This window comes from bacterium 336/3 (assembly GCA_001281695.1).
Classification (GTDB): domain Bacteria; phylum Bacteroidota; class Bacteroidia; order Cytophagales; family Thermonemataceae; genus Raineya.
Map to the genome: position 1 here is coordinate 1,691,467 of LJIE01000001.1, position 21,602 is coordinate 1,713,068.

The window sequence follows — 21,602 nt, forward strand, 5'->3', positions numbered from 1 at the left end:
AGAGCCTTTTTTCAATACAAAATATTACTTGAAATGGACAAAAATATTTATGAAATGGACATTTTTAAAAAATTAAATATACACTCAATAGTTTCATTAGGATTTTCTTCCTGTGGGAAATGTCCACAATTCTCAAATCTTTTTACTTGAGAATTTGGAAAGCCAGTTAAAAATTTTTCAAGATAATGAGGTTTAATCACAGGATCTTTCATACCCCAAATAAAAAGTGTAGGTTTTTGGTAAATAGAAAACCTTTTTTTCCAAAGCTCCTCAAACCAATCTTGATCGTTTAATAATGATTTAGCAAATGCAATAGTTCCCTCCCTTTGAGATGATTTAGAGAAAGGCAAAACATATTGTTGATGAATATGTTTGTTTATTTTTATCTTTCCAAACGATTTTGGTAGAACAAATCGAGTGGAAAAATTAAAATAACGATATAAAATTGGTAAAAGTGGACTCTTGAGTATTCTGCTAAATTTAATAAAATCTTTGTCTGTTTTACTACTCCAAAGCCAAGAATTGAAAATAACGAGTTTTTTAATTTTATCAGGGTTTCTGATAGCCATATCCAAACCTATTACACCTCCAAAATCATGAACCACTAAAGTAAAATCTGTAAGCCCTAAGAAATCTACAAATTGCTCTAATGTTTTACTATGGTTTTGGGTTGAATAATCATAAGTTTTTGGTTTATCCGAAAGCCCAAAACCTATATGGTCAATGGCAATACACCTGTATTGTGTACTTAAAGCCTTGATAATATGTCTGTAATCGAAACTCCAAGAAGGAGTACCATGTACAAATAAAATAGTTTCCCCTTGTCCTTCATCAATATAATGCATCTTTGAAATATTTACATCAAAATAATGATGTTTAAAGGGATATTCTGTTGTGTCTAACCAAGAGTGATTCATTGTAGTAGATATTTTCCACAAAGATTTTATTTCTAAAACATATAAATCTTGGTATAGACCAATTTTATTGATAGAAGAGAGCAGATTTAATAAAAAATAAAAATAATGCAACAATTTTACTTTGATGTGTGTTTTAATAGTAAAACATTTTTTAATTGTAGTATTAATATAACAAGTGAAACTTATGTATTCCAAAATTATTTTTTCGTTTTTTCTTATTCTGATATATTATCATCAGGCCTACTCACAAGCCGTAGTAGTACGACCTTTATTTGGAGGCGTTGAGAATAGTAAGGCAGGAGGCTCTCCTATATATTTTTCTGTGGGAAGAGTAGCCATTACACGTCCAAATCATCAGGGTTTGAGTTTTGGTTTTAACGATGAAAATCCCACTAATCCAAGACGCATTGAAGGGGTGCTGTTACCACCCAACAAAGATATTCTTATGGAATATGAAGTAGGTATTGCGGATATTCATACCAAAAGTAATTTTGTTGTAGATGTGTTTCAGTATAGTTTTGCCAGAAATGAAGATAAAACTTATCGATTTGATAGAATTTCGACTGGAATGGGGTTTCAGTTTAATTTGGGAACAAATGTCTGGCTCAGACAAGTGAATTATGCAAGTATGGAATGGTTGGGAAACATCTTGATGGATAACATAGATGTAAATGGTGGAAGTTCTGGTAACTTATGGTTACGAGATGAGGTATATAATGGCAATAATCAACTACGTTTGCTCATCAGACAAACCCAACTGTCATATCGTCCTCAAATTTCTTTAGGACTAAAATTTTCAAAGAGTTTTTTATTAAGCCTGAATGCAGGTTACATCATACCATTCTATAAATCTACGTCCAATATACTCCTGAAAAATAAAGGAGGAAGTGACGAGGATTCAGAAGCGTTTCCTAAATATAAATTAACAGCCGAACAAATAGGTTTGAGAGATTTAAATACAAATACACCTACACAAGCATCTAGTTTTCAGTTAAATCGTTGGTATGTAAATGCCCGTTTGGCAATACATATTTTTGGAGAGTAACAGGTTATATTATTTAAAACTTAACAGAATTGAAAAGTTTACTAAAATTGGTAGCATCAATATTGAGATATGAAGCAATATATTTGTGAGGAACAATTTGTAATAAATGAGGACTCCTTGTACAAAATGTCTTAAATCTTTCCTCTATAGATAATGAAAGTAATTCAACATGTCGATTGATAACACCTACTAATAACTGTTCTGTCAGTTTCCTGAAAAGTCTTTCAATAGAATGAGAAGCATCTAAGGCTTCTTGAACTTTGGTAAAGCTGATACTTTCAAATTCACTATCAGATAAACATATCAAAGCGTGTTTTGAAGGTTTTTGAAATAAAAATGAATCAGGAATAGCACACAAACTGGGAGAGTAGGTAAAAGCAATTACATGGCTTTTATGCTCAGTATCAAAATAAGACATTTGAACACCTTTTTTTACAAAATGAAGTTCTTTCTGAATCTGTTCAGGCATTACCAATATATCTCCCTTTTTGAACGATTTGGTTTTGAAATGGTTGTTCAATAAAGAAAAGTCATTTGAACTAATGGGGTGAAAAGATTTTAAAAAATCAAAAATTTCCATAAAAAGGAAGCCCTCAAATACTTGAGGGCTTTGTTATATTCAATAATTTATTTACCTACATTCAAAAAATAATGTCCACCAATCTGGATACCAACTTGCAAATTAGAACGTTGTCCAAAAAGATCTTTGGCTCTTCCAGACTGAATTTTATCAATTAAATCTTGCCCTCTTGCATCTACAATGCCATAATTGGCACGAATGAGAGAAGAAATATAAAATTTCTGATTGATACGAATATCCAAACCCATACCAGCAGCAATTTGCAAATCTGCATTTCTGAAGCGTTTCAAAGGGTCAATATCTCCTTTTTGAGCAATTACAATGGTTGGTTGTGCAGGCAATTGCCATGTTCCATCAGGGTTTTGTACAGCTCCCTGAATAGTGCTTAAATCTTGCCCAGCAGGAAACTGTGTAGTAGGTATTTGAGTCACGCCTGAAGGAATTTGAAACGTACCAGCAGTATAATTTAAGGTTTCCTGACCTGCTGTAAGCAACGAAAGTTGTGGACCAACCATAAAGTTAAATCTTGCTTTGGCATCAGGGTTGCCCACAAAACGCAACAATAAGGGTAAATTGATGTATGTCAAATCTATTTTACGTTCACCAACTACTTGTTTTGCTACGTTAATAACCTCATAAACTTGTCCATATTTCGATAAAATAGACTCTAATTGTAACGAAAACCCACTTTTAAAATCAGCACCGAAAGTAAGACCAATTGGCGAGAAAGTATAAGTCATTTGAGAATTGTAACGAGGGTCTTCGTTCAAACCTTTATCCAATACAAATGAAGCATGTCCTGCTGTATTTGCCCCAATATGGAGTTTTATTTGTCCATAAGAAATAGCACTACAAAAGACCAATGCTATTACTGCAAGTATTTTTTTAGTCATAAGAGTTTAATTTTTAGTTAAAGTGTTTTCCACAAAAATTGAGCCACATAGTTTTTCTATATGGCTCTAAACAAAACTACAACTTTTTTTCTTTGATTACAATTTTCTTTAAATTTTCTCTGCCTACAAAAGTAGGTTTGTACATCATTTCAACTTTTGCAGGGTTTAAGGTGTAAACTCCTGTATATCTAGGAATTAATTGAATTGTATAACGCTCAAAACCTCCACGCATTCTATCCAAGAAGATACAAATTTTATGTTTCTGCTTATCCCAATTATAATAATTATAGCCTTTATCATCGTAGCTACAACCTGCTGGAATAGGAATCTCAATCAGAACATAATCTTGGGTTTGTTTGGCATTGACTTCTACTACCAACGTAACGGGTTTTCCAGCTTCCAAATAGTTTTGTTGAGCTTTAGGATTGTCAAAATAAGACTTTACCTCAAAACCATTCGATATTTTTTCAGGTTTTTCGTTCCAAAACTGCTGGTAAGCTGTAATATACACAGGTGAGAATATTTTCTGATTTCTCCTGATTTTCAATTCTTTTTCAGGACTAAAAGTTGCTTCAAAAGGATACTCTCTTATAGTCTGATTTACTCCACCCGAAAGTTCCACCACAGGATTTTCTATTTTACCTTGTGGATTGGAAATATAAGGATAAATAGCTTCCAAAGCAGAAATACTCTCATAGGTATGCAACCAATAACCATTGTTATTTCTTTGTTCTAAAATATAATTGACAGCTAAAACCTGTTCATCAAAATTATTTTTAGAAGCATTTTGAAGCAATTTAAGAGCTTTCAGAGTGGTTTGGGTAGAATTATAGGTAATTTCATTCTCATAATAAGCAGAAGCATCACTCCAGTAATGATTACCATACATGGTCGTTTTACGAGTCTTTTTCAAGGTATCTAAATTATACGATAACTTGTGTTTTTGCCTTAAAACTTGTAAACTCAAATACTCCTGAAAGCCCAAAAGATTACGATTTTTCTTATTCTTTTTGTTTTTCAAACACTTCTTTTCTAAAGAATCCAAATATTTAGGATAATTTACTTCTGCTTTGAGTTGGTCTAAAGCCTCCAAGTTTTCTAATCTTCGAGAAAGAGTGGTATCTGTTTCTAAACCTACTACATACATTTGTACGATGGCACTGGTATTGATTTTTACATCATATCCTTGGTTTTTAGCTTCTAAAAGAGCTTTTAAAACATGCTTACTTACCCAGCCTGTTGTGTTAGAAACACCCCACCAGCCCCATAAACCATCAGGGTTTACATTTTTCTGTAAACGTTCTACCAATGCTTTTACATCATCTGTAAACAGAAAAGGCTTTTTGGTTATTTTACAAATACGTTCTTGCATCAAATAAGCCAAAAGCTTTGAAGCAGCCTGCTCATTACACAAATAACCATATTCTTTGAGGTGTAAAAGCTCCATTTCTACAATTCTAAGCATATCAGCAGAAATATGCAAATTGACAGCTCCTTTGTCTTTATCAAATTTCCAAGTAACAGAACTATCTTTGTACAAATTGATAAAATTGCCTTTGGTTTCTTTTGTACCTTTTGAATAAACAGGTAGCTTTCGTAGTTCGCCATCTGTATAATCATCTTTTTCAAGAGCATACAAAACCCCTAAAGAATCTTTCTTCTCTGCAACAATCCATTGCTTCTCAACAAGACCATTTACAATTTTTTGGTTTTTAGAGGAAACAATTTGTTTGTTAATTTCAAAACGAGTTTTGATGGCAAAGGTATCACTTGTAAAATTGGTAGATTTCCCAACTACCTCAATGCTATCACCTGATATGGCAAAACGAGGCATGGAAAGCATGGCTGTAAGCTGCTTGGTAGCTTTGATAGAGGTTTTTGCAGAAGCAAACAAACCTCCTGTTTTGCCTGCAAAAGCGTAAACATCCCAGCGAGTAAGGTCATCGGGGAAGGTTGTAGTAAACGATACTTTACCGTTTTTATCTGTACGCAAACGTGGTTGCCAAACGGCATCATCTCTGAAATTGCTACGCAAACCACTACCTTCTAAATTATTGGCTGTGGCTTCTTCCAGAAGTGTTTGTGATGATGGAAGTTTGTTGGCTGGTTTGGCACCACCTTTGGCATTGGTTTCTACAACTACTACACCATTTGCCCCACGAGAGCCATAGATAGCTGTGGCAGCATCATTTTTTAAAACCTCCATAGAAGTCATGTCAGAAGGCTTGAGCTTTGCAAAATCGCTGGCAGAGATAGCAATACCATCTACAATATACAATGGCTCATTACTTGAATTGACAGAACCTATACCTCTGATTAAAACTGTTTCACGAGAACCAGGCTGTCCTGAACTGCCTTGTACAACTACACCAGACATACGCCCTTGTAACACTTGGTCAAAACTTTGTATGGGAATGTTTTCAAATTCTTTACCTGAAACTTTTGTAGTTAAAGCCCCTGTTCGTAAAGTTTTATCTACTTGTCCATAGGCAGTAGAAATTACTTCTATGGCTTGTATCTCATCAGGCTCTAAAAAGGCATTAGCAACACTTTGTCCTTGTATGTTGATTTTCTTATCTTTAAAATCAACAGCTTTTACTACAAGTGTAAAATTATTAGGAACATGGTTAATCATATAATACCCATCTACATCTGTTACAGCCCCCAATTGAGTATTTTCTTTCACAAATACAGTTGCTCCAATAACAGGTTGTCCCTTGTCATCTAATATGTAGCCTATAATAGTGTTTTTGCCTAAAGATTTTATTTGTTCGGCTGTTTTCATATTCATACTCAAGCGAATGCTATCAATGTCATAGATTGAGTATTTATAATCTTTTTCAAGAAAATTTTTAATGGCAGTAATGGTACTATCATTTTTAATCAAGGGTAAATTATCAACTTTTTTATACAAAACACCTTTTTCTGAAAGGGTAGCTGTAAATTTTCGGTGATGACCTTTACCATACAGATAAATGAAATGATAAGTTTCTTTGGGTTTCAAAGCTTCAAATACTGTTGATGAAGGATAATATAAACGAAAGTTGTTAATCATTTTGCCCTTATAACTCATCATAACGATATGCTCAAGACTATCTTGTGGAGGAGATGATAAAAGCACCAAGCCTGATTTTGTATCATTCCAATTTGAACGATGATACACATAATTTCGAGAAGCTTTTGAAGAGTTTTCTAAATGCATTTTCTTTGTAAAATCCTGCCATGTATAAATTTCCTCATCAAAACTAATAGGAGGAGGGAAAGCTACAAGAGCATAAGAGGGTATATCCTTTTTTTCTACCATAACTACATTGTCCTCAAAAGAGTGATAATATCCACCTTTAAATCGAAAATCAACCTGATAATTACCGTATTGAGCAAATCTTATTTTTTCAGAAGGATTGAAAAATCCAGCCCAGACACCATAATAATTGTTCTTGTTTTGGTTATAAAGAGGAACAAAAGTTTCGCCTTGTTGTAAATAAGTGTTTGGTGTATAACTGTACCTGTTATCAAGATTTACAATAAATTTTTGCAGAAAATAGATTTCGGTATTTGATAGTGTACTTTTTTCTTTTGTGATTTGGACAGTAATATCTTTTTGTTTCCATGTACTGTCTACAAGGTTTTCTACACTTAAAATTGTTTTCTGATTAGGCTTAAAACGAATATTATGTATAGCTACCAAACTGTTTTTTGTTCTGATTTTTACAGTATGTGTGTAGTTATCTACTCTAAAAGAATAGGGTTGGTTTACAGTAAAACTTGCATACACAGGCACTTCGTCCAATAAAACATAATAAATAGAATCCAAACTGCCATTTTTGGTTACATAAGGAGCAAGTTGTGTAATGCCTTTTGCAGAAGGTTGAGTATACAAGTAAAAATTATCTTTAGGATATAAGAACTTATAATACTCTATGGTATCCAAGCGATTTTTCCATTTTGCCCAAGATATCTTCTGATTATTTTGAGCAGTTTGTACTCTGTTTCTGCTAAAGTTATAATTATCATAATAGTCATTACTTGGATTTGGATTGAAATCTTTCAATTCAAAGAAATTTCGTTGTGTTCTGCCTTTGGTTTTGGATTTTTTACTTTTGGCTTGTACCTTATCAAAAGCAGAATGGCTGAACTCCTTAAATTTACCAGTAATCCCATAAACTGTTACATCTGCATCAGCAATGGGTTTATTATATGCATCTGTTACAGAGGCTTCAATGGTTGTTTTAGCACCTGGTGTAATTCTTTTGGGAGCATTGAGGTCTATATTGATGTCATTTTTAGGTATATAAAGAGAAGTAACATAATCTTCTTTTTGGATACTATTGTTCCACCAATAACTCAAAGACACAAAATAATTCTTGTTGGCATTTCCTTTTCGCTTGAAAACAACAGTTTCAGTTGTAAAATCGGCAAAATAAGGCTTATCACCTTCAAAAATATAATACCAAACAGGCGTATTTCTGGGATTTTGAATCACGACAAACAAAGAATCTTGGGTTTGTTCTGCATAACATGACACCCCTGCTTTGTTACTTAAAGCATCATAGATGTAGGAGCGTTGTTTGTAATTCTGTACTTCATAAATCTCCTTCCCAAGTGCTTTGAAGCCATAAGGTAATGTAATTGTCTTCTTGGACTTTGGTTGCCCAAAAATATCTTTTACAATGAGTGTCGCAGGCTGAGTGTATTTTTTAGCATTAAAATACCGAACCACCACACTGTCTTTGATGGCAAGGAAATCAATGGGAGCATCTTCCAAAAATCTTTCTGCTGAGGCTGTTTTTACAGTTCTTTCATTGTTAGAATTTAAAAAAGTAGTTTCTACTTTATATTTGATTTGAGCATTTCTAAAAATGGAATCGGGAATAGTGATTTTTGTTTCACCTACAGCATCCAGATTCTGCTGATGCTTCCATAAAGTATCCTTAATCAAAACTTCATTACCTCTAAAATCAAGAACTTTTTCAGTAGAAATGATGACTTCTACTTTTGCGTCTGGCTGAGATAAATCGTTTTCATCTTTGGCAGACACATAAATATGATTTAATTCATCTTCATTGTGTCTTTCTTTTGCCAGTCGCATATTATAAGTGATACTCAAAAGCTCATAGTCTTCGTAGGTAAAATAGACTCTTCTATATCCTGCCTGTTTATCTTGAGAATATCTTTCTACTAATTTTCCATAAGCCCATTTTTCATAACTTTCAGACTGGAAATCTAAGGTGTATTGTTGTCCAGACTTGAGTTGCAGAGTGTCTGCCAATACAAAATCCAATACATAACCACCTGCCTGATAAGGCTTTATTTGTTTAAGCTTGATAGTTTGGTGTTTACCTTTAATATCACCTATTAAATATACATTTACAGGCTCATTTACAGGAATCTTTTTATAATCTTGTAAGTACATTTTAAACTTTACAGTATCACGTGGGCGATATTTGGGTTTATTAAAAACATGATACCCCTTCCAGCTTCTATCAGGAGCGGAATAATATCTTCTTCTCTTTGACTCACTTCTTAAGTCATCTCTTTCATCTTTATCAAAAATGGCTACAATACGGCGAATCCATTTGGCTTTATCATAACTATTCTTAGTAACTCTATAAATATCTCTAAAAGGTTTTTTGAGATAATACCAAACCCAAGCCAAACGACTTTTATAATAGATTTTTCGCCAAAATTGCTTTTTGAAGCGAGCATTTAGATTTGTAAGTGTAGTGTGTCCCTGATAAGAAACACTTAAAATACCCTCTTTGTAGCTTTTTGGATGGCGATACAAATTGAGTTTTTTATCAAAGGCAATTTTTTTACCTTCTACAAGTACCTCAGCATCAGAAATAATTTTTCCTGTGGTATCTTGTACTACAATTTGCAGGTCTCGGTCATTATTAACTACATTTACCTTGATATTTGAGGATTCTTCAAGGGTATAATGAATGTAAGACTCCTTAGGCTGTACAAATAAATAATCTCCCAAAGGCATTTTTTTTGCATTGGGCTTGGCAGTCAGGAAAGAATCCACGACTTTTGTAAAATACGTACTATCTACACCCCCCCAACCTTTTGTATAAATGTTTTTGGTTTGAGTGTGAGAAAGTTGATACACATAGGTATAATAACCTTCGTGTGGGCTTTGAGATAGTTTTTGAGCGTTACAAAAAATGCTCACCAGTAAGAAAAAAGAGAGTAAAGTTTTTTTCATAGGCAATATCATATTAAGGGTTTAAGTATAAACTAAAGTTATCAAAAATATTTAACAAATACAATTCATGCTTTTTTTAATTCCTAATTTGCTTGCACCTGATACTCACAGCCAAGTGTTGCCAGTGTACGTTTCTGAAACTGTTAAAACCATTCAACATTTTATTGTAGAGGATGTTCGGAATGCCCGTAGATTTATCAGCAGCCTTCGTTTGGGACTCAAAATTGAAGAGTTATTTTTTTATGAAATGGGTAAACACAGCCAATTTGAGCATTTGGAATCTGTTTTGAAACTACTTCAAAAAGGTGAAAATGTTGGCTTGCTTTCAGAAGCGGGTTGCCCTGCTGTTGCCGACCCTGGTGCAAAAATAGTGGCTTGGGCTCAAGAAAAAGACATCAGAGTTGTACCTATGGTTGGAGCGTCTTCTATTTTACTAGCTCTGATGGGTTCTGGTTTCAATGGGCAAAGCTTTTGTTTTCAAGGGTATCTACCTATCAACAAACAAGAACGAATTGAAAGAATTAAATATCTTGAAAAATTAGTGTATGCAGAAAAGCAAACGCAAATTTTTATAGAAGCACCTTTCCGAAACGATTCTGTTTTGGATGCCATTCTTCAGAACTGCCAAAGTACCACCAAAATTTGTATAGCTATCAATATCACAAGCCCCGAAGAGAAAATTATAACCAAACCTGTTTCGTACTGGAAAAAGAACAAACCCGGTTTGCACAAAATACCTTGTGTATTCTTGATGTATCAGTAGATATAATAACACTTCAGAAGGCAAAAAAATGGAAATAGCATTAATAAAAGAGATAAAAAAGGAATATTTAGAAGCAACTAAATGTTATGAAAATGAAATAGAAAATTATTCATCTGATGTGTTACCAAATAGTTTTATCAATTTAGCATTTATATATTGGTGTTTTGCTTTTGAGTTTAGTATTCCTGAGGATATTCCTGAAGACTATAGTGTCATAGGAGGTAATAGATATCAAAAAATTTTAGAGTTAGGATTAAGTTATTACCCAAATAACACAGAATTACATTTTTGGAAAAAATATTTTCAACATATTATTTATGGTGAAGAATTTTCAGAGAAAGATTGTAAACTGCTTATAGAAAAATATGGTGATAGTATAGTTCCTTACTTTTTTCTTTATCTTTTTGATAAAAACAAATATGAAAAACAAAGAAATGAGTTAATAATAGATGCTAAAGAGTTGCCTACAGCAAAAAATCTTTATATAAAATCATTAATTGAATAGAAATGATGACTGTAAAACTTGTTTTTCTTATCTCAAAATAAGCTTTTAAAATAAAGTGCTTCTTGTAGGAAGTATATAAGAAATTATAGCAAAAAACCTTATAGGTTTAAAACATGATGCAATAGCCAAAATCTCTATTATCAATGAGTCATGATTTTAACATCAGAAATCTTTATAAACCTGTTCAACCAACTATAAAACAGGTAGAGAAGAGTGTTGTTTATAGAGAAGAATTGCCTCAAAACGATCTTCAGCATATTATTTATTGTTATTGGGAGCTAAAAACAACTGAAAGCCTTCAAACATCATTTTCTTATAGAGTAGTAGCTGATGGTTGTATAGATATATTTTTTCAACTCCATGAACCCACAGAAAATTTTGTAATGGGATTTTGTAAGAAATATACAGAGTTTCTGCTTGATAATACTTTTCATTATATAGGTGTTCGCTTTTTTCCAACTATGTTTCCTGCTTTATTTGATATTGATGCCAAAGAACTGAGCAATCGTTTTGAAAGATTAGAAGGAGTAGTGAAAGAGATTTCAGATTTTATCAAAAATAATTTTTCAGGAGAAAATAGCTTTGAAGAAGTTAAAACGAAACTCAATAAGTATTTTATGATTTTTCTTCATAAAACTACTTTATCCATTGATACAAGATTCCAAAAAGCTTTTCATACTATCTTGAAAAATTTTGGAATTGTAAATATTCAAATAGACTTGGATATTGGTTTAAGTCCAAGACAATTACGTAGATATTTTGAATTTTATGTAGGTGATACTGCTAAAACTTTTAGTCAGGTAGTACGCTTTCAAAGTATTTTAAATGCAAAACCTTCTACACAAAGCCTTAGAGAAAACAAAGTATTTTTTGATTTAGGATATTATGATCAAGCTCATTTTATCAAAGAGTTTAAAAATTTTTATGGAGTAACGCCTTCTAAGGCTTTTGGGAGATAAAATGTCCGTTTTTTACAAGTTTTTCATTCGGGAAGGTGGCAAATTCGTAACATCAATTCACTAAAAATGGATAAAATATGAAACTCAATGCTGGAATTCTCACAGAAAAATTGGCGGAAAGCAAAGCTTTTTACACCAATCACTTAGGTTTCGGAGTAACTTTTGAAAATGAATTTTACCTCCTGATGCACACACCCAATCATCAAGCAGAAATAAGCTTTTTGCTCCCTTATCATCCCACACAACATACATTTTTTCATAAACCATTTCAAGGTGAAGGAGTGTACTTGACCATAGAAGTGGATGATGTAGATGCTATTTACACTCTTTTAAAAAACAAGGGGGTGGAAATAAAAATTGAAATAAGAGATGAGCCTTGGGGAGATAGGCACTTTGCAATTGCAGACCCCAATGGGATAGGAATAGACATTGTAAAGTATTCGCCACCTCAAAATTGATTTTTATGAATGTAGATATGCACCACAGTGCATATCTACATTCATTTATTTGCCTTTCAATTTCATTTGTAAAACATTTTCTACGTGGTAGGTATGTGGAAACATATCCACGGGCTGAACGGCTGTAATTTCATATTTTGAGCTTAAAAGAGCTACATCTCTTGCTTGTGTGGCTGGATTACAGCTTACATACACCAAAATCTTAGGTTCAGCTTCTAAAATAACATTCACAACGTCTTCGTGCATACCAGCTCTTGGAGGGTCAGTGATAATTACGTCAGGCTTTCCATGTTCTTCAACAAATGAAGGTACAAGAATATCCTTCATATCACCTGCAAAAAACAATGTATGTTTGATATTATTAATTTCTGAGTTAATTTTCGCATCTTCAATGGCTTCAGGAACATACTCAATACCCACCACTTTTTTAGCCTGATGAGCCACAAAATTAGCAATTGTACCTGTACCTGTGTAAAGGTCGTAAACTACTTCATTGCCTTGTAATTCAGCAAATTCTCTGGCTACTTTATAAAGTTCATAAGCTTGGTCGGAGTTGGTTTGATAAAACGATTTTGCACCAATTCTAAACTGCAAATCTTCCATTGTAGCTGTTATGTAAGGCTTTCCTGCAAAGGTTATTATCTCTTGGTCGCTGTAACTATCATTTTTCTTGGTATTGATGATATAAAGTAAAGAAGTAATCTCAGAAAAACTTCCCTGAAGCATTTGCATCATTTCCTCAATCACATCAGGTTTGTTTTCTGCAAAAATGACAATCACCATCCATTCGTCAATATTGGTATTTCTGATAACCAAATTGCGTAATGTACCATGTTGGTTTTTGAGGTCGTAGAATGTAATTCCCTTTTGAAGAGCAAAATCTCTGACTTTTAAACGTATTTTGTTAGACAAATCATCTTGCAAATAACAAGTTTCTACATCTATAATTTTATCAAAACGTCCTGGGATATGAAAACCCAATGCATTTTTTTCAAGATTTTCACCTGCCTGAATTTCTTCAACAGTCAGCCAACGATTATTAGAAAAGGTATATTCTAATTTATTTCTATACTCTGTGGTTTTCTGAGAGGCTAAAATAGGGCGTATTTCTGGAAAAGATACCTTCGCAATACGCTCCAGAGCATCTTGTACTTCTTGTTGTTTTTGTTCTAATTGTTTTTCATAAGCAAAATGTTGCCATTTACAACCTCCACAAATACCATAATGCGAGCAAAAAGGATCTGTACGGAATGGTGATTTTTCATGAATTTTGAGTGGTTTGGCAAACCAATAATTCGATTTTTTCTTATAAACCTCTACATCAGCAATATCTTGTGGAGCAATATTGCCTTCTACAAAAATAACTCTCTCTTCGTAATGAGCAATACATTTACCTTCAGCAACAGGCTTTTCAATTAGAATTTTTTCTAAAACTATATTTTTTGTCGATTTATTCTTCATCATCAGAACTTTGAAATATTTTTATCTTATCAGGAACTACAATGGCTTCTTCAAAATGTTTTCGGGCTTGGCGTTTTGCGTCATCAGCATCTTGTTTGCTAACAAATTTACCCATTTTTACTCTGTAGAAAGGTTGTTCATAAACCAATCTAATTTCTTCATTTTTAAATATCTGTGATGCTCTAGCTTTGGCTTCTTCTACTTTCTTCCTGTCCCTATCCGAAATAAGCATGATTCTGTAACCATTAACATTTTGTATACCACCTTCAGGTTTTCCATCCAAAAAATCATTCAATCTTTTAGTAATATGTCTTTTGGGTTTTATGTTGATTTCTTTTTCAGCAGGCAAATACACAATAGATTTTACAGTAGGCTTTTGGTAATCGTATTGAGGGCGAGAAGGGGCAAGATTATCTGTAAATTTTTTTTGTGCAAACGAAAATGTTCCAACACAAAAAAGAAAAAGGAATAAAAATAGTTTTTTCATAGTAAAATAAGGTTATAAGCACAAAAGGTGGTACATTGTTAGTTACCACCTTTTTTCTTTTCCCATTCTTTCTTTTGTAAAAGTAATAGTTCGTCAGGGGTTGCTTGCTTGATAACTGTTACTTGATCTGGAACAATCATGGCATCAGGGAAACGACGTTTGAGATGTTTATAAAGTTCTCTAGCATCTTCTCTGGTGAGAAAATTCCCTACTTTTACTCGATAATTAGGTCTGTCATAATCTAAATAGGCTTCTTCATCACTCTGCATATTCAAAGCTCTACCTTTAGCACTTGAAGCTTCGCTTCTGTCTTTACCAACATACACTTGTACACGATAGCCTGGTTTACTAATTTTTACAGTTACTTTTTCGGGTACATAATCAAGCATTCTATTGAGTTTTTTGGTAATATCCATATTGAAAGCCAATAAAGAATCAGGTAAATCTAAATTTTCACTATTAGTCTTAATTTCCAATGTTTTAGGAATACCATAAAAAACAGGTTTTTCGTATTTGTATAATGTTCGATAGCTTGCAACATCATCATTGAATGATTCTTTCTCCTTTTGAGCAGATACAATTGAAGGAACAAATAAGAAGCTTAAAAAAAGTATTTTGAGCAATTTCATAGTGAAACAAACAGTTTTTTGATGTAAAAATACTTTATTACAGTTAAAAAAACAATATTTTTTAATGAAATTCATCTTCAAACCCTTTTGTTTTTCTTCATTGAGAGATTGATATTTTTGATTGAGATAATGTATTCAAACTTTGATTCAGAACCCATAACGTCAAAGCAATTACAGAAAAAAGACTTTCTATCACCAACCATTGTATGCCAAAATCGCCTAAAGAACCATTTACATAAATCGTGATTAAACGAGATAAAGCATACAAACTCCATAGAATACATAAAAATAGGAGAGCTTGACTCAAATGTTTTTTCAAAAGAAATAACAAGCTGATAAAAAGTGTGATGCCAACACCTCCATAAGCACCTCTGATGGAACTGAGAGCATCGTTGTTGGTGAGTTGTACAGCTACCAAGTCCATGACTGCTTGTGGACTCCAAAAAGCCATCAAGCCTACAGATAAGAAAGCTAAACCTGAAATAACTACAAAGATTTGCGAAGAGATTTTTGTAAAACGTTTCATACAATAATGAGGTTTAAATTATGATACAATTTTACAAACTGTTAGACTGAAAAATCTTTGAATTTTCCATGATTTTATTGCTAAATTTTGATACTGTTAAATAATCTACTAAAACTGCTTACATCTATTCCCAGATAATTAGCAAGATACTTATGGGCAACCAATTGAATAATATGTGGACTTCGTTGTAATAATTTTTTAAATTTTTCTTCTGATGAAAAACTTTGCAATTCAACTAAACGTTCCAAAAGCCCACTAAGAGCTTGTGTAATGCCTTTATTGATAAAGAATTCAATGTTAGGATGTTTTTTTGTACAATCAAGCAAATGAGTATGTGATATTCTTAAAAATTGTGAAGAGGTAAGTGTTTCATAGTAATATTTGGAGGGTTGTTCAAGCATCAGAGAGTCCAAAACCCCTCCAAAAGAAGGAGAATAAGTAAATACCAAGGTAGCTTCTCTATCTTGTTCATCTAAATAATAAACTCTTTGAATGCCATCTACTACAAAGTACAAGTATTTTTCTTGAGTATTTGGATAAGTAATAATTTCTTTTCTTTTGGCAGAAAATGGTTGCCAATACTCTGAAAAATAGTTCCATTCATCCTCAGATATGGCATAAACGTTTTGAATAGTCTTTTTGAGAAGTTCTTTCATTTCTTTATTATTACAACAAATAACTTGATTTCAAGATGGAAATTAAGAAAGCCAAACTGATTATCAAAATCATGTAGAGGTGATAAATTACAAACTTTTGATATACTTTTATTTAGATAAAAAATATTAGTTTTTAGGGTTTTCTTTGTAATATTGCATCTAAATAATATGATACAATTAAAGATTTACATCATTTTATAAATTATTTAAAATCAGTGTCAGGTAAAAAAGTAATTATTAGCGGAGGAGGCACTGGAGGGCATATTTACCCTGCCATAGCCATAGCCAACGCATTAAAAAAGGCTCATCCAGATGTGGAAATCCTTTTTGTAGGAGCAAAAAATAGAATGGAAATGCAAAAAGTGCCTCTTGCAGGTTATAAAATAGTAGGTTTAGATATAGCAGGCATTCAGAGAAGTCTATCTATGCAAAATTTACGTTTTCCATTTAGGCTTTTCAAAAGTTTACAGGAAGCGAGAAATGTGGTGAAAGATTTTGCACCCAATGTCTGTATAGGAGTCGGGGGATATGCAAGCGGACCTACTTTGTTTGTAGCAGGGCGTATGGGTATTCCTACACTTATTCAAGAGCAAAATAGTTATGCAGGTATTACCAATAAATTATTAGCCCGTAAATCAAAAAAAATATGTGTAGCATATCCTCAAATGGATAAGTTTTTTTCACAAGATAAAATTGTATTTACAGGAAATCCAGTAAGGAGTGATATTTTAGATATTTCTCAGAAAAGACTTTCTGCATTGCATCACTTTGGTTTGAAAGAAAATAAAAAAACATTGCTGGTGATAGGAGGAAGTTTGGGAGCAAGAACCATCAATGAAAGTATCAAGAAATGGATGGACAGAATATTAGACAATGACATTCAGCTCATTTGGCAAACAGGGAAAACCTTCTACGAAACAGCTCAGAAATTAGTGATAGACAAACGTTCAGAACAAATTAAAGTATTTGATTTTATCAACACAATGGATTTGGCGTATGCAGCCAGCGATGTAGTGATTTCTAGGGCTGGAGCTCTATCAATTTCAGAGCTTTGTTTGGTACAGAAACCTTGTATTTTAGTGCCTTCACCCAATGTTGCTGAAGACCATCAAACCAAAAATGCTCAGGTTTTGGCACAAAACAATGCAGCTTTAATGGTCGCTGATAGAGATGCTGATGCTTTTTTGGTAGGTGATGCTATTGATTTACTTAATGATGAAGCTTTGCAGAATACGCTTAAAAATAATATTAAAAAATTTGCAAAGCCCAATGCAGCAGATGAAATTGTGCAAGAAATAATGAAAATTTGGTAACAGACAATATAATTTTATAAAATATTTAGCATTGATGTTGAAATTAGAAACGAATATTATTAGCAGTAAAGGCTTACAAGCTCCTACCAATCAGGATTATATTACTGAAATCCAAACATCTCAGGGGCATTTATGGATTGTGGCTGATGGAGAAGGAGATAGGGGAATAAAGGCTTCAAGAGTGATGACAGATAGTTTAAGACAATACGTTGAAGACCATTTGGCTAATAATGCTATTGAGCTTCTTAGAAAAGCACTTATTTATACCAACGAGATTCTACACAAACAAATGTTGCCAGTGGAGGGAGTAGTAGCTATCCAAGAAGATAAACAAATCCATTTAGCTGTTTTTGGGAAAAGTAAAGCATTGAAAGGGCATAACAAGCAATTAGAAGATATAAACAGTAGTAATGGCGTTTTGGGGCAACAAGCTGTTTTACAGCCTCAAATTGTTTCTATTTCTTTGGAACATGGTTCTCAGGCAATTTTGATGACCAAAGGAGCATTTTTACAGCTCAATTATGAGCAAATTGCTCAAACACTTTTTTCAAGCAAAACACTCGAAACCAAAAACCAAGAGCTTATCGAGAAAACATTGCAGGCAGGTGGGCAATACAATGCCTCTATTGCTTTGATAGAATATCCTAACATCAATATTTCTGAAAACGTAGGCAAGGCATGGAAGACCATCAGACCTTTTGCTATTCCGGGGACTATCATTGCGATTTTAGCAATTTTCTTTATTACGGCTCATTATACTCGTAAAGATGAAAAACAAGAGGAAGAAGACGAGCAGGCAAAAGCACTTAGAGAAAGACAATTGGTAGAACGTAGAAAAGATAGCTTGGCTAAATTGGATGCTAAAAAAGATACAGTCATTGCTCATAAACTCGAAAAAGGTGAAACAGTAGGGATTGTAGCCCGAAAATATAATTCTACCAACGAAAATTTAATGGAGTTAAATATTTTGGATGATAAAGCAAATGTGGCAAGAGGACAAATTTTGAAGGTAAACGTAAAAATGATTTATGTAGTAGATAAAGACCAAACCTTACAACAGATTTATGATGATAGATTTAAGCGTTGGGATAAATTAGGTGTGACTGTAGAAAGTATAGTGAAAGCTAATAAACCTGCCAATTTATCAGGAAAACTCAAAAAAGGAACAAAAATTATTATTCCTGCTCTGAAAAAAGATAAATAAAAAAAGGGTCTCAATGTTGAGACCCTTTTTTTATTATATAGTTTTTTATTTCTTTTCAGGCATTAAAATACCTATTACTTTATCTTTAGTAAAATATTTTTTTGCTACATCCTGAATATCTTTTGCTGTTAAAGCATTGATAGCAGCTTCTTCATTGAGAAGGCCTTCATGATTAGAGCCATTCTTATAGGATTTGGTTAAATTGTCAAGCCAATACTTATTTTCCTTCATATTCTTTTTGTAATCTAGAAGCATCATTTCTTTGAATTTTGCTACATCTTTAGCTTCAGGACCATTGTCAGCTATTTTCTTTATTTCTGCCAATGCTGATTCTAAAAGTTTTTCTGCATTATCTGGACCACAAGGGAAAGAAACATTTATAGAATAATTTCCATAAGGAACTTTATTAAGTGTTGAAGTTGCTCTAACTGTATAAACACCACTTTCTGTTTCTCTTAATCTCTCTGTCAATTTGATTTGCAAAATTTCACTAGTGGCTTTTAAAGGTAAGATATCTTTTTCATTATATGCAATATCTCCATACATACTAATTTGAACAGAACTTTTTGGATCAGATCCTTTATAGAAAATCTTCTTATGAGAACCTTTTGTAGGGCGGAAACCTACGTCTTTGGCTGTTTCTTTAGGAGCATTGTTTGTTGGTAGACTTGCAATGTATTTGGATACTAAAGCTTCAAAGTTTGTTTCATCAATGTTTCCCACAAAGTAAAACTCAAAATCTGCTGCATTGGCAAAACGTTCATTCCTTTTTTGATAAGCAACTTTGTAATCAGTGAAAGCCCATTCTTTATCAGTTGCAAAGAATGTACCATAAAACCTAGAATTGCCTTCATTCTGGAATTTTGAAAACTCAATATTAAAATAATTAGAAGGGTTTGAAGCTATATTATTAACCATTGAATTTTGCTTTTGCTTGAAAGATTCAAAAGCTTTCTCGTCATAATTTAAATCAGTAAACTGGCAATAAATAAGTTGCATTAGGGTTTCCAAATCTTTAGGAGTTGATTCACCTGCTATTTCTTCAGTCGTAGACGTCATAAAACTTCTTGCATAAGCAATTTTGCCTGCCATAAATTTACTTAAATCATTTTGAGTCATACCTGCAACACCTGCTTCATTTAAACCTCCAGTTGCAAAATTAGTTTTTTTGTGTTCTTCATTAGAATATAAATTCGTTCCTCCAAAAGAGATAGCTTGGAAAAGGATTTGCTCATTTTTAAAATCTGTTTTTTTGTATTTAACAATGGCTCCATTTGATAATACCCAAGTAATAACATTTGTCTTATCATTTTTTGATTTAGACTTTATAGAACCAGCTTTTATATCTTTTCTAATTAAAGAAGTGGCAATAACTTTATCTTCATAATTTTTAAGATTAGCAAAATCTACTTGTAAGGCTTCTAAAACTTCTTTCTCTGTAGGTTTAATAGTTTCAGCTTTTTCAGGTCCTGTTAAAATAACAACCCTATTTTCATTTTTGATAAAAGGTTTTATATAGCTATTAACTTGTTCTAAAGAAATACTCGCCATTAAATCTTTTGTTGTTTTAAAAGACCATTCAATGCTTGGCATAGGCTCTGACTCTAAATAATATTGTTGAATTTGATCAACAATCAAGTCCGATTCTTGTTTATCTTTATCTTTTAATTGAGATTCCATATATGCAAGAAACTCTTTTTTAGCTCTTTCAAACTCACTTTGGTTAAATCCAAATTTTTTTACTCTTTCATTTTCTTCTACTAAAACCTTTAAAGCAGCTATCTGACCATTATCTTTAGTCATTGCAAAAGACTGATACGCTTCTTTTGTATTAGCATAAGTATTACCATGATATGAAAAACCAAAAACATAAGGAGGATTTGCTTCATTTGTTTTCTCTTGTAATCTATTATTAAGCATGCTGGAAAATAAATTTTCCACAAGAGCATTCTTTAAATCTCCAATTGTTACTTGAGACTTTGGTGTGCCTTCATCTTTATATAACAACCTTACTTGGGTATTAGTCGCCTCTTTGTCAGACTCTATAGAAATAAAAGTTTCTTTGTGATTGGGAACTTCAAAAGTTTTTCTTTCTTTTTCCTTTTTAGGATTTTTGTAAGATGAAAAATGATCCTTAATTTTCTTCTCCATTTCTGCAACATCAATATCACCTACAACCACAACAGCCATAAGGTTTGGTCTATACCAGTCTTTGTAGAAGCTTTTTAGTTTATCATAAGTGAAATTCTTGAGTACTTCCTCTTTCCCAATAGGTAAACGATTAGCATAATGTGACTTATGCATCATTTTTGGGAGATATTTATTCATCATTCTCTTTTCTGCACCCAAACCTAATCGATATTCTTCAAGTACCACACCTCTTTCTTTATCTACTTCTTCAGGGGTAAGAGTTGCATTAAAAGCCCAATCTTCTAAAATTTGAAACCCTTTTTCTACTTTTTCAGGTTTATCAGATGGAATGGGTAAAAAATAAACTGTTTCATCAAAACTTGTGTAAGCATTAAGGTGTTGCCCAAATTTTACACCAATACTTTGTAAATAATCTACTAGCTGATTTTTAGGAAAACGTTTTGTTCCATTGAAACACATATGTTCCATAAAATGAGCTAAACCTTGTTGTTCATCTGTTTCTAAAATGGAACCAGCCTTTATAATAAGGCGTAAATCAACCTTTTTTTCAGGTTTGGCATTTTTTTGAATGAAATAAGTGAGACCATTGCTCAGTTTTCCTGTTTTGACATTTTCATCAAAAGGAATTTTCTCATCTAGATTTTGAGAGGAAGCAAAAAATGGAAGCATTGTGCAACCGAATAAAAAAGCTTTTTTGAAGCTGTTCATTGTTATGATGATTTTGGTTAAAAAAGTTTTGATATCAACAAAAATGATTCCAGTTTTTAAATTTAAAGCCTTTTTAGGGTTTAAATCCTTATTAAATGTGTATATTTTCATTTAATAAACTGTTAGATAGGGAATTAAG

General features: G+C 32.7%; 16 protein-coding genes and 1 pseudogene. 7 read left to right on the top strand and 10 right to left on the bottom strand.

Going from position 1 to position 21,602, the window contains the following annotated elements; translation table 11 throughout:
- Positions 1–47 precede the first annotated feature (47 nt).
- Entirely contained in the window at positions 48–917 is an 870-nt protein-coding gene (locus AD998_08035; GenBank protein KOY88113.1) for a hypothetical protein, read from the bottom strand.
- A gap of 184 nt (positions 918–1,101) precedes the next feature.
- Between AD998_08035 and AD998_08040 the strand changes: the two genes are divergently transcribed.
- Complete coding sequence (locus tag AD998_08040) at positions 1,102–1,962, top strand: hypothetical protein (protein ID KOY86102.1); 861 nt, start codon at positions 1,102–1,104, stop codon at positions 1,960–1,962.
- A gap of 13 nt (positions 1,963–1,975) precedes the next feature.
- On the opposite strand, the gene AD998_08045 is transcribed toward AD998_08040, so the two are convergent.
- From AD998_08045 to AD998_08055, 3 genes are all read right to left on the bottom strand, one after another.
- A complete protein-coding gene (locus AD998_08045; GenBank protein ID KOY86103.1) occupies positions 1,976–2,542 on the bottom strand; it encodes a cyclic nucleotide-binding protein in 567 nt (188 codons plus the stop codon).
- Positions 2,543–2,589: 47 nt separating this feature from the next.
- A complete protein-coding gene (locus AD998_08050; GenBank protein KOY86104.1) occupies positions 2,590–3,435 on the bottom strand; it encodes a hypothetical protein in 846 nt (281 codons plus the stop codon).
- 76 nt (positions 3,436–3,511) lie between these two features.
- Positions 3,512–9,655 carry a hypothetical protein gene (locus tag AD998_08055; protein ID KOY86105.1) on the bottom strand — a complete coding sequence of 2,048 codons (6,144 nt, stop codon included), beginning with the start codon at positions 9,653–9,655 and terminating at the stop codon, positions 3,512–3,514.
- Between the two features lie 46 nt (positions 9,656–9,701).
- Here AD998_08055 and AD998_08060 point away from each other — a divergent pair, with 46 nt between their 5' ends.
- The 4 genes from AD998_08060 (at position 9,702) to AD998_08075 (ending at position 12,328) form a co-directional block, all read left to right on the top strand.
- Complete coding sequence (locus AD998_08060) at positions 9,702–10,406, top strand: SAM-dependent methyltransferase (protein KOY86106.1); 705 nt, start codon at positions 9,702–9,704, stop codon at positions 10,404–10,406.
- Between the two features lie 28 nt (positions 10,407–10,434).
- On the top strand, positions 10,435–10,911 hold the full coding sequence (locus AD998_08065; GenBank protein KOY86107.1) for a hypothetical protein: 477 nt from the start codon (positions 10,435–10,437) through the stop codon (positions 10,909–10,911).
- 143 nt (positions 10,912–11,054) lie between these two features.
- Positions 11,055–11,870 (top strand): transcriptional regulator, encoded by an 816-nt coding sequence (locus AD998_08070; GenBank protein KOY86108.1) that lies wholly within the window; start codon positions 11,055–11,057, stop codon positions 11,868–11,870.
- Positions 11,871–11,947: 77 nt separating this feature from the next.
- Positions 11,948–12,328, top strand: coding sequence for a glyoxalase (locus tag AD998_08075; protein ID KOY86109.1), 381 nt, complete (start codon positions 11,948–11,950; stop codon positions 12,326–12,328).
- Positions 12,329–12,373: 45 nt separating this feature from the next.
- On the opposite strand, the gene AD998_08080 is transcribed toward AD998_08075, so the two are convergent.
- The 5 genes and pseudogenes from AD998_08080 to AD998_08100 form a co-directional block, all read right to left on the bottom strand.
- Entirely contained in the window at positions 12,374–13,789 is a 1,416-nt protein-coding gene (locus tag AD998_08080) for an RNA methyltransferase (protein KOY88114.1), read from the bottom strand.
- Positions 13,779–14,276, bottom strand: coding sequence for a hypothetical protein (locus AD998_08085; protein ID KOY86110.1), 498 nt, complete (start codon positions 14,274–14,276; stop codon positions 13,779–13,781). Before AD998_08085 ends, AD998_08080 begins: the two co-directional genes overlap by 11 nt.
- A 107-nt stretch (positions 14,277–14,383) precedes the next feature.
- Positions 14,384–14,620: pseudogene (locus AD998_08090) on the bottom strand (hypothetical protein).
- A gap of 382 nt (positions 14,621–15,002) precedes the next feature.
- Positions 15,003–15,431 (bottom strand): hypothetical protein, encoded by a 429-nt coding sequence (locus AD998_08095; protein KOY86111.1) that lies wholly within the window; start codon positions 15,429–15,431, stop codon positions 15,003–15,005.
- An 80-nt stretch (positions 15,432–15,511) separates the two neighbouring features.
- On the bottom strand, positions 15,512–16,087 hold the full coding sequence (locus tag AD998_08100; GenBank protein ID KOY86112.1) for a cyclic nucleotide-binding protein: 576 nt from the start codon (positions 16,085–16,087) through the stop codon (positions 15,512–15,514).
- Positions 16,088–16,302: 215 nt separating this feature from the next.
- On the opposite strand from AD998_08100, the gene AD998_08105 reads away from it, so the two are divergent.
- Positions 16,303–17,400, top strand: a complete 1,098-nt coding sequence (locus AD998_08105; GenBank protein KOY86113.1) for a UDP-diphospho-muramoylpentapeptide beta-N-acetylglucosaminyltransferase — start codon at positions 16,303–16,305, stop codon at positions 17,398–17,400.
- A 34-nt stretch (positions 17,401–17,434) separates the two neighbouring features.
- On the top strand, positions 17,435–18,604 hold the full coding sequence (locus AD998_08110; GenBank protein KOY86114.1) for a hypothetical protein: 1,170 nt from the start codon (positions 17,435–17,437) through the stop codon (positions 18,602–18,604).
- Between the two features lie 45 nt (positions 18,605–18,649).
- Here the strand turns inward: AD998_08110 and AD998_08115 are convergent, their stop codons facing one another.
- Entirely contained in the window at positions 18,650–21,424 is a 2,775-nt protein-coding gene (locus AD998_08115) for a peptidase M16 (protein ID KOY88115.1), read from the bottom strand.
- Between the last annotated feature and the right edge of the window lie 178 nt (positions 21,425–21,602).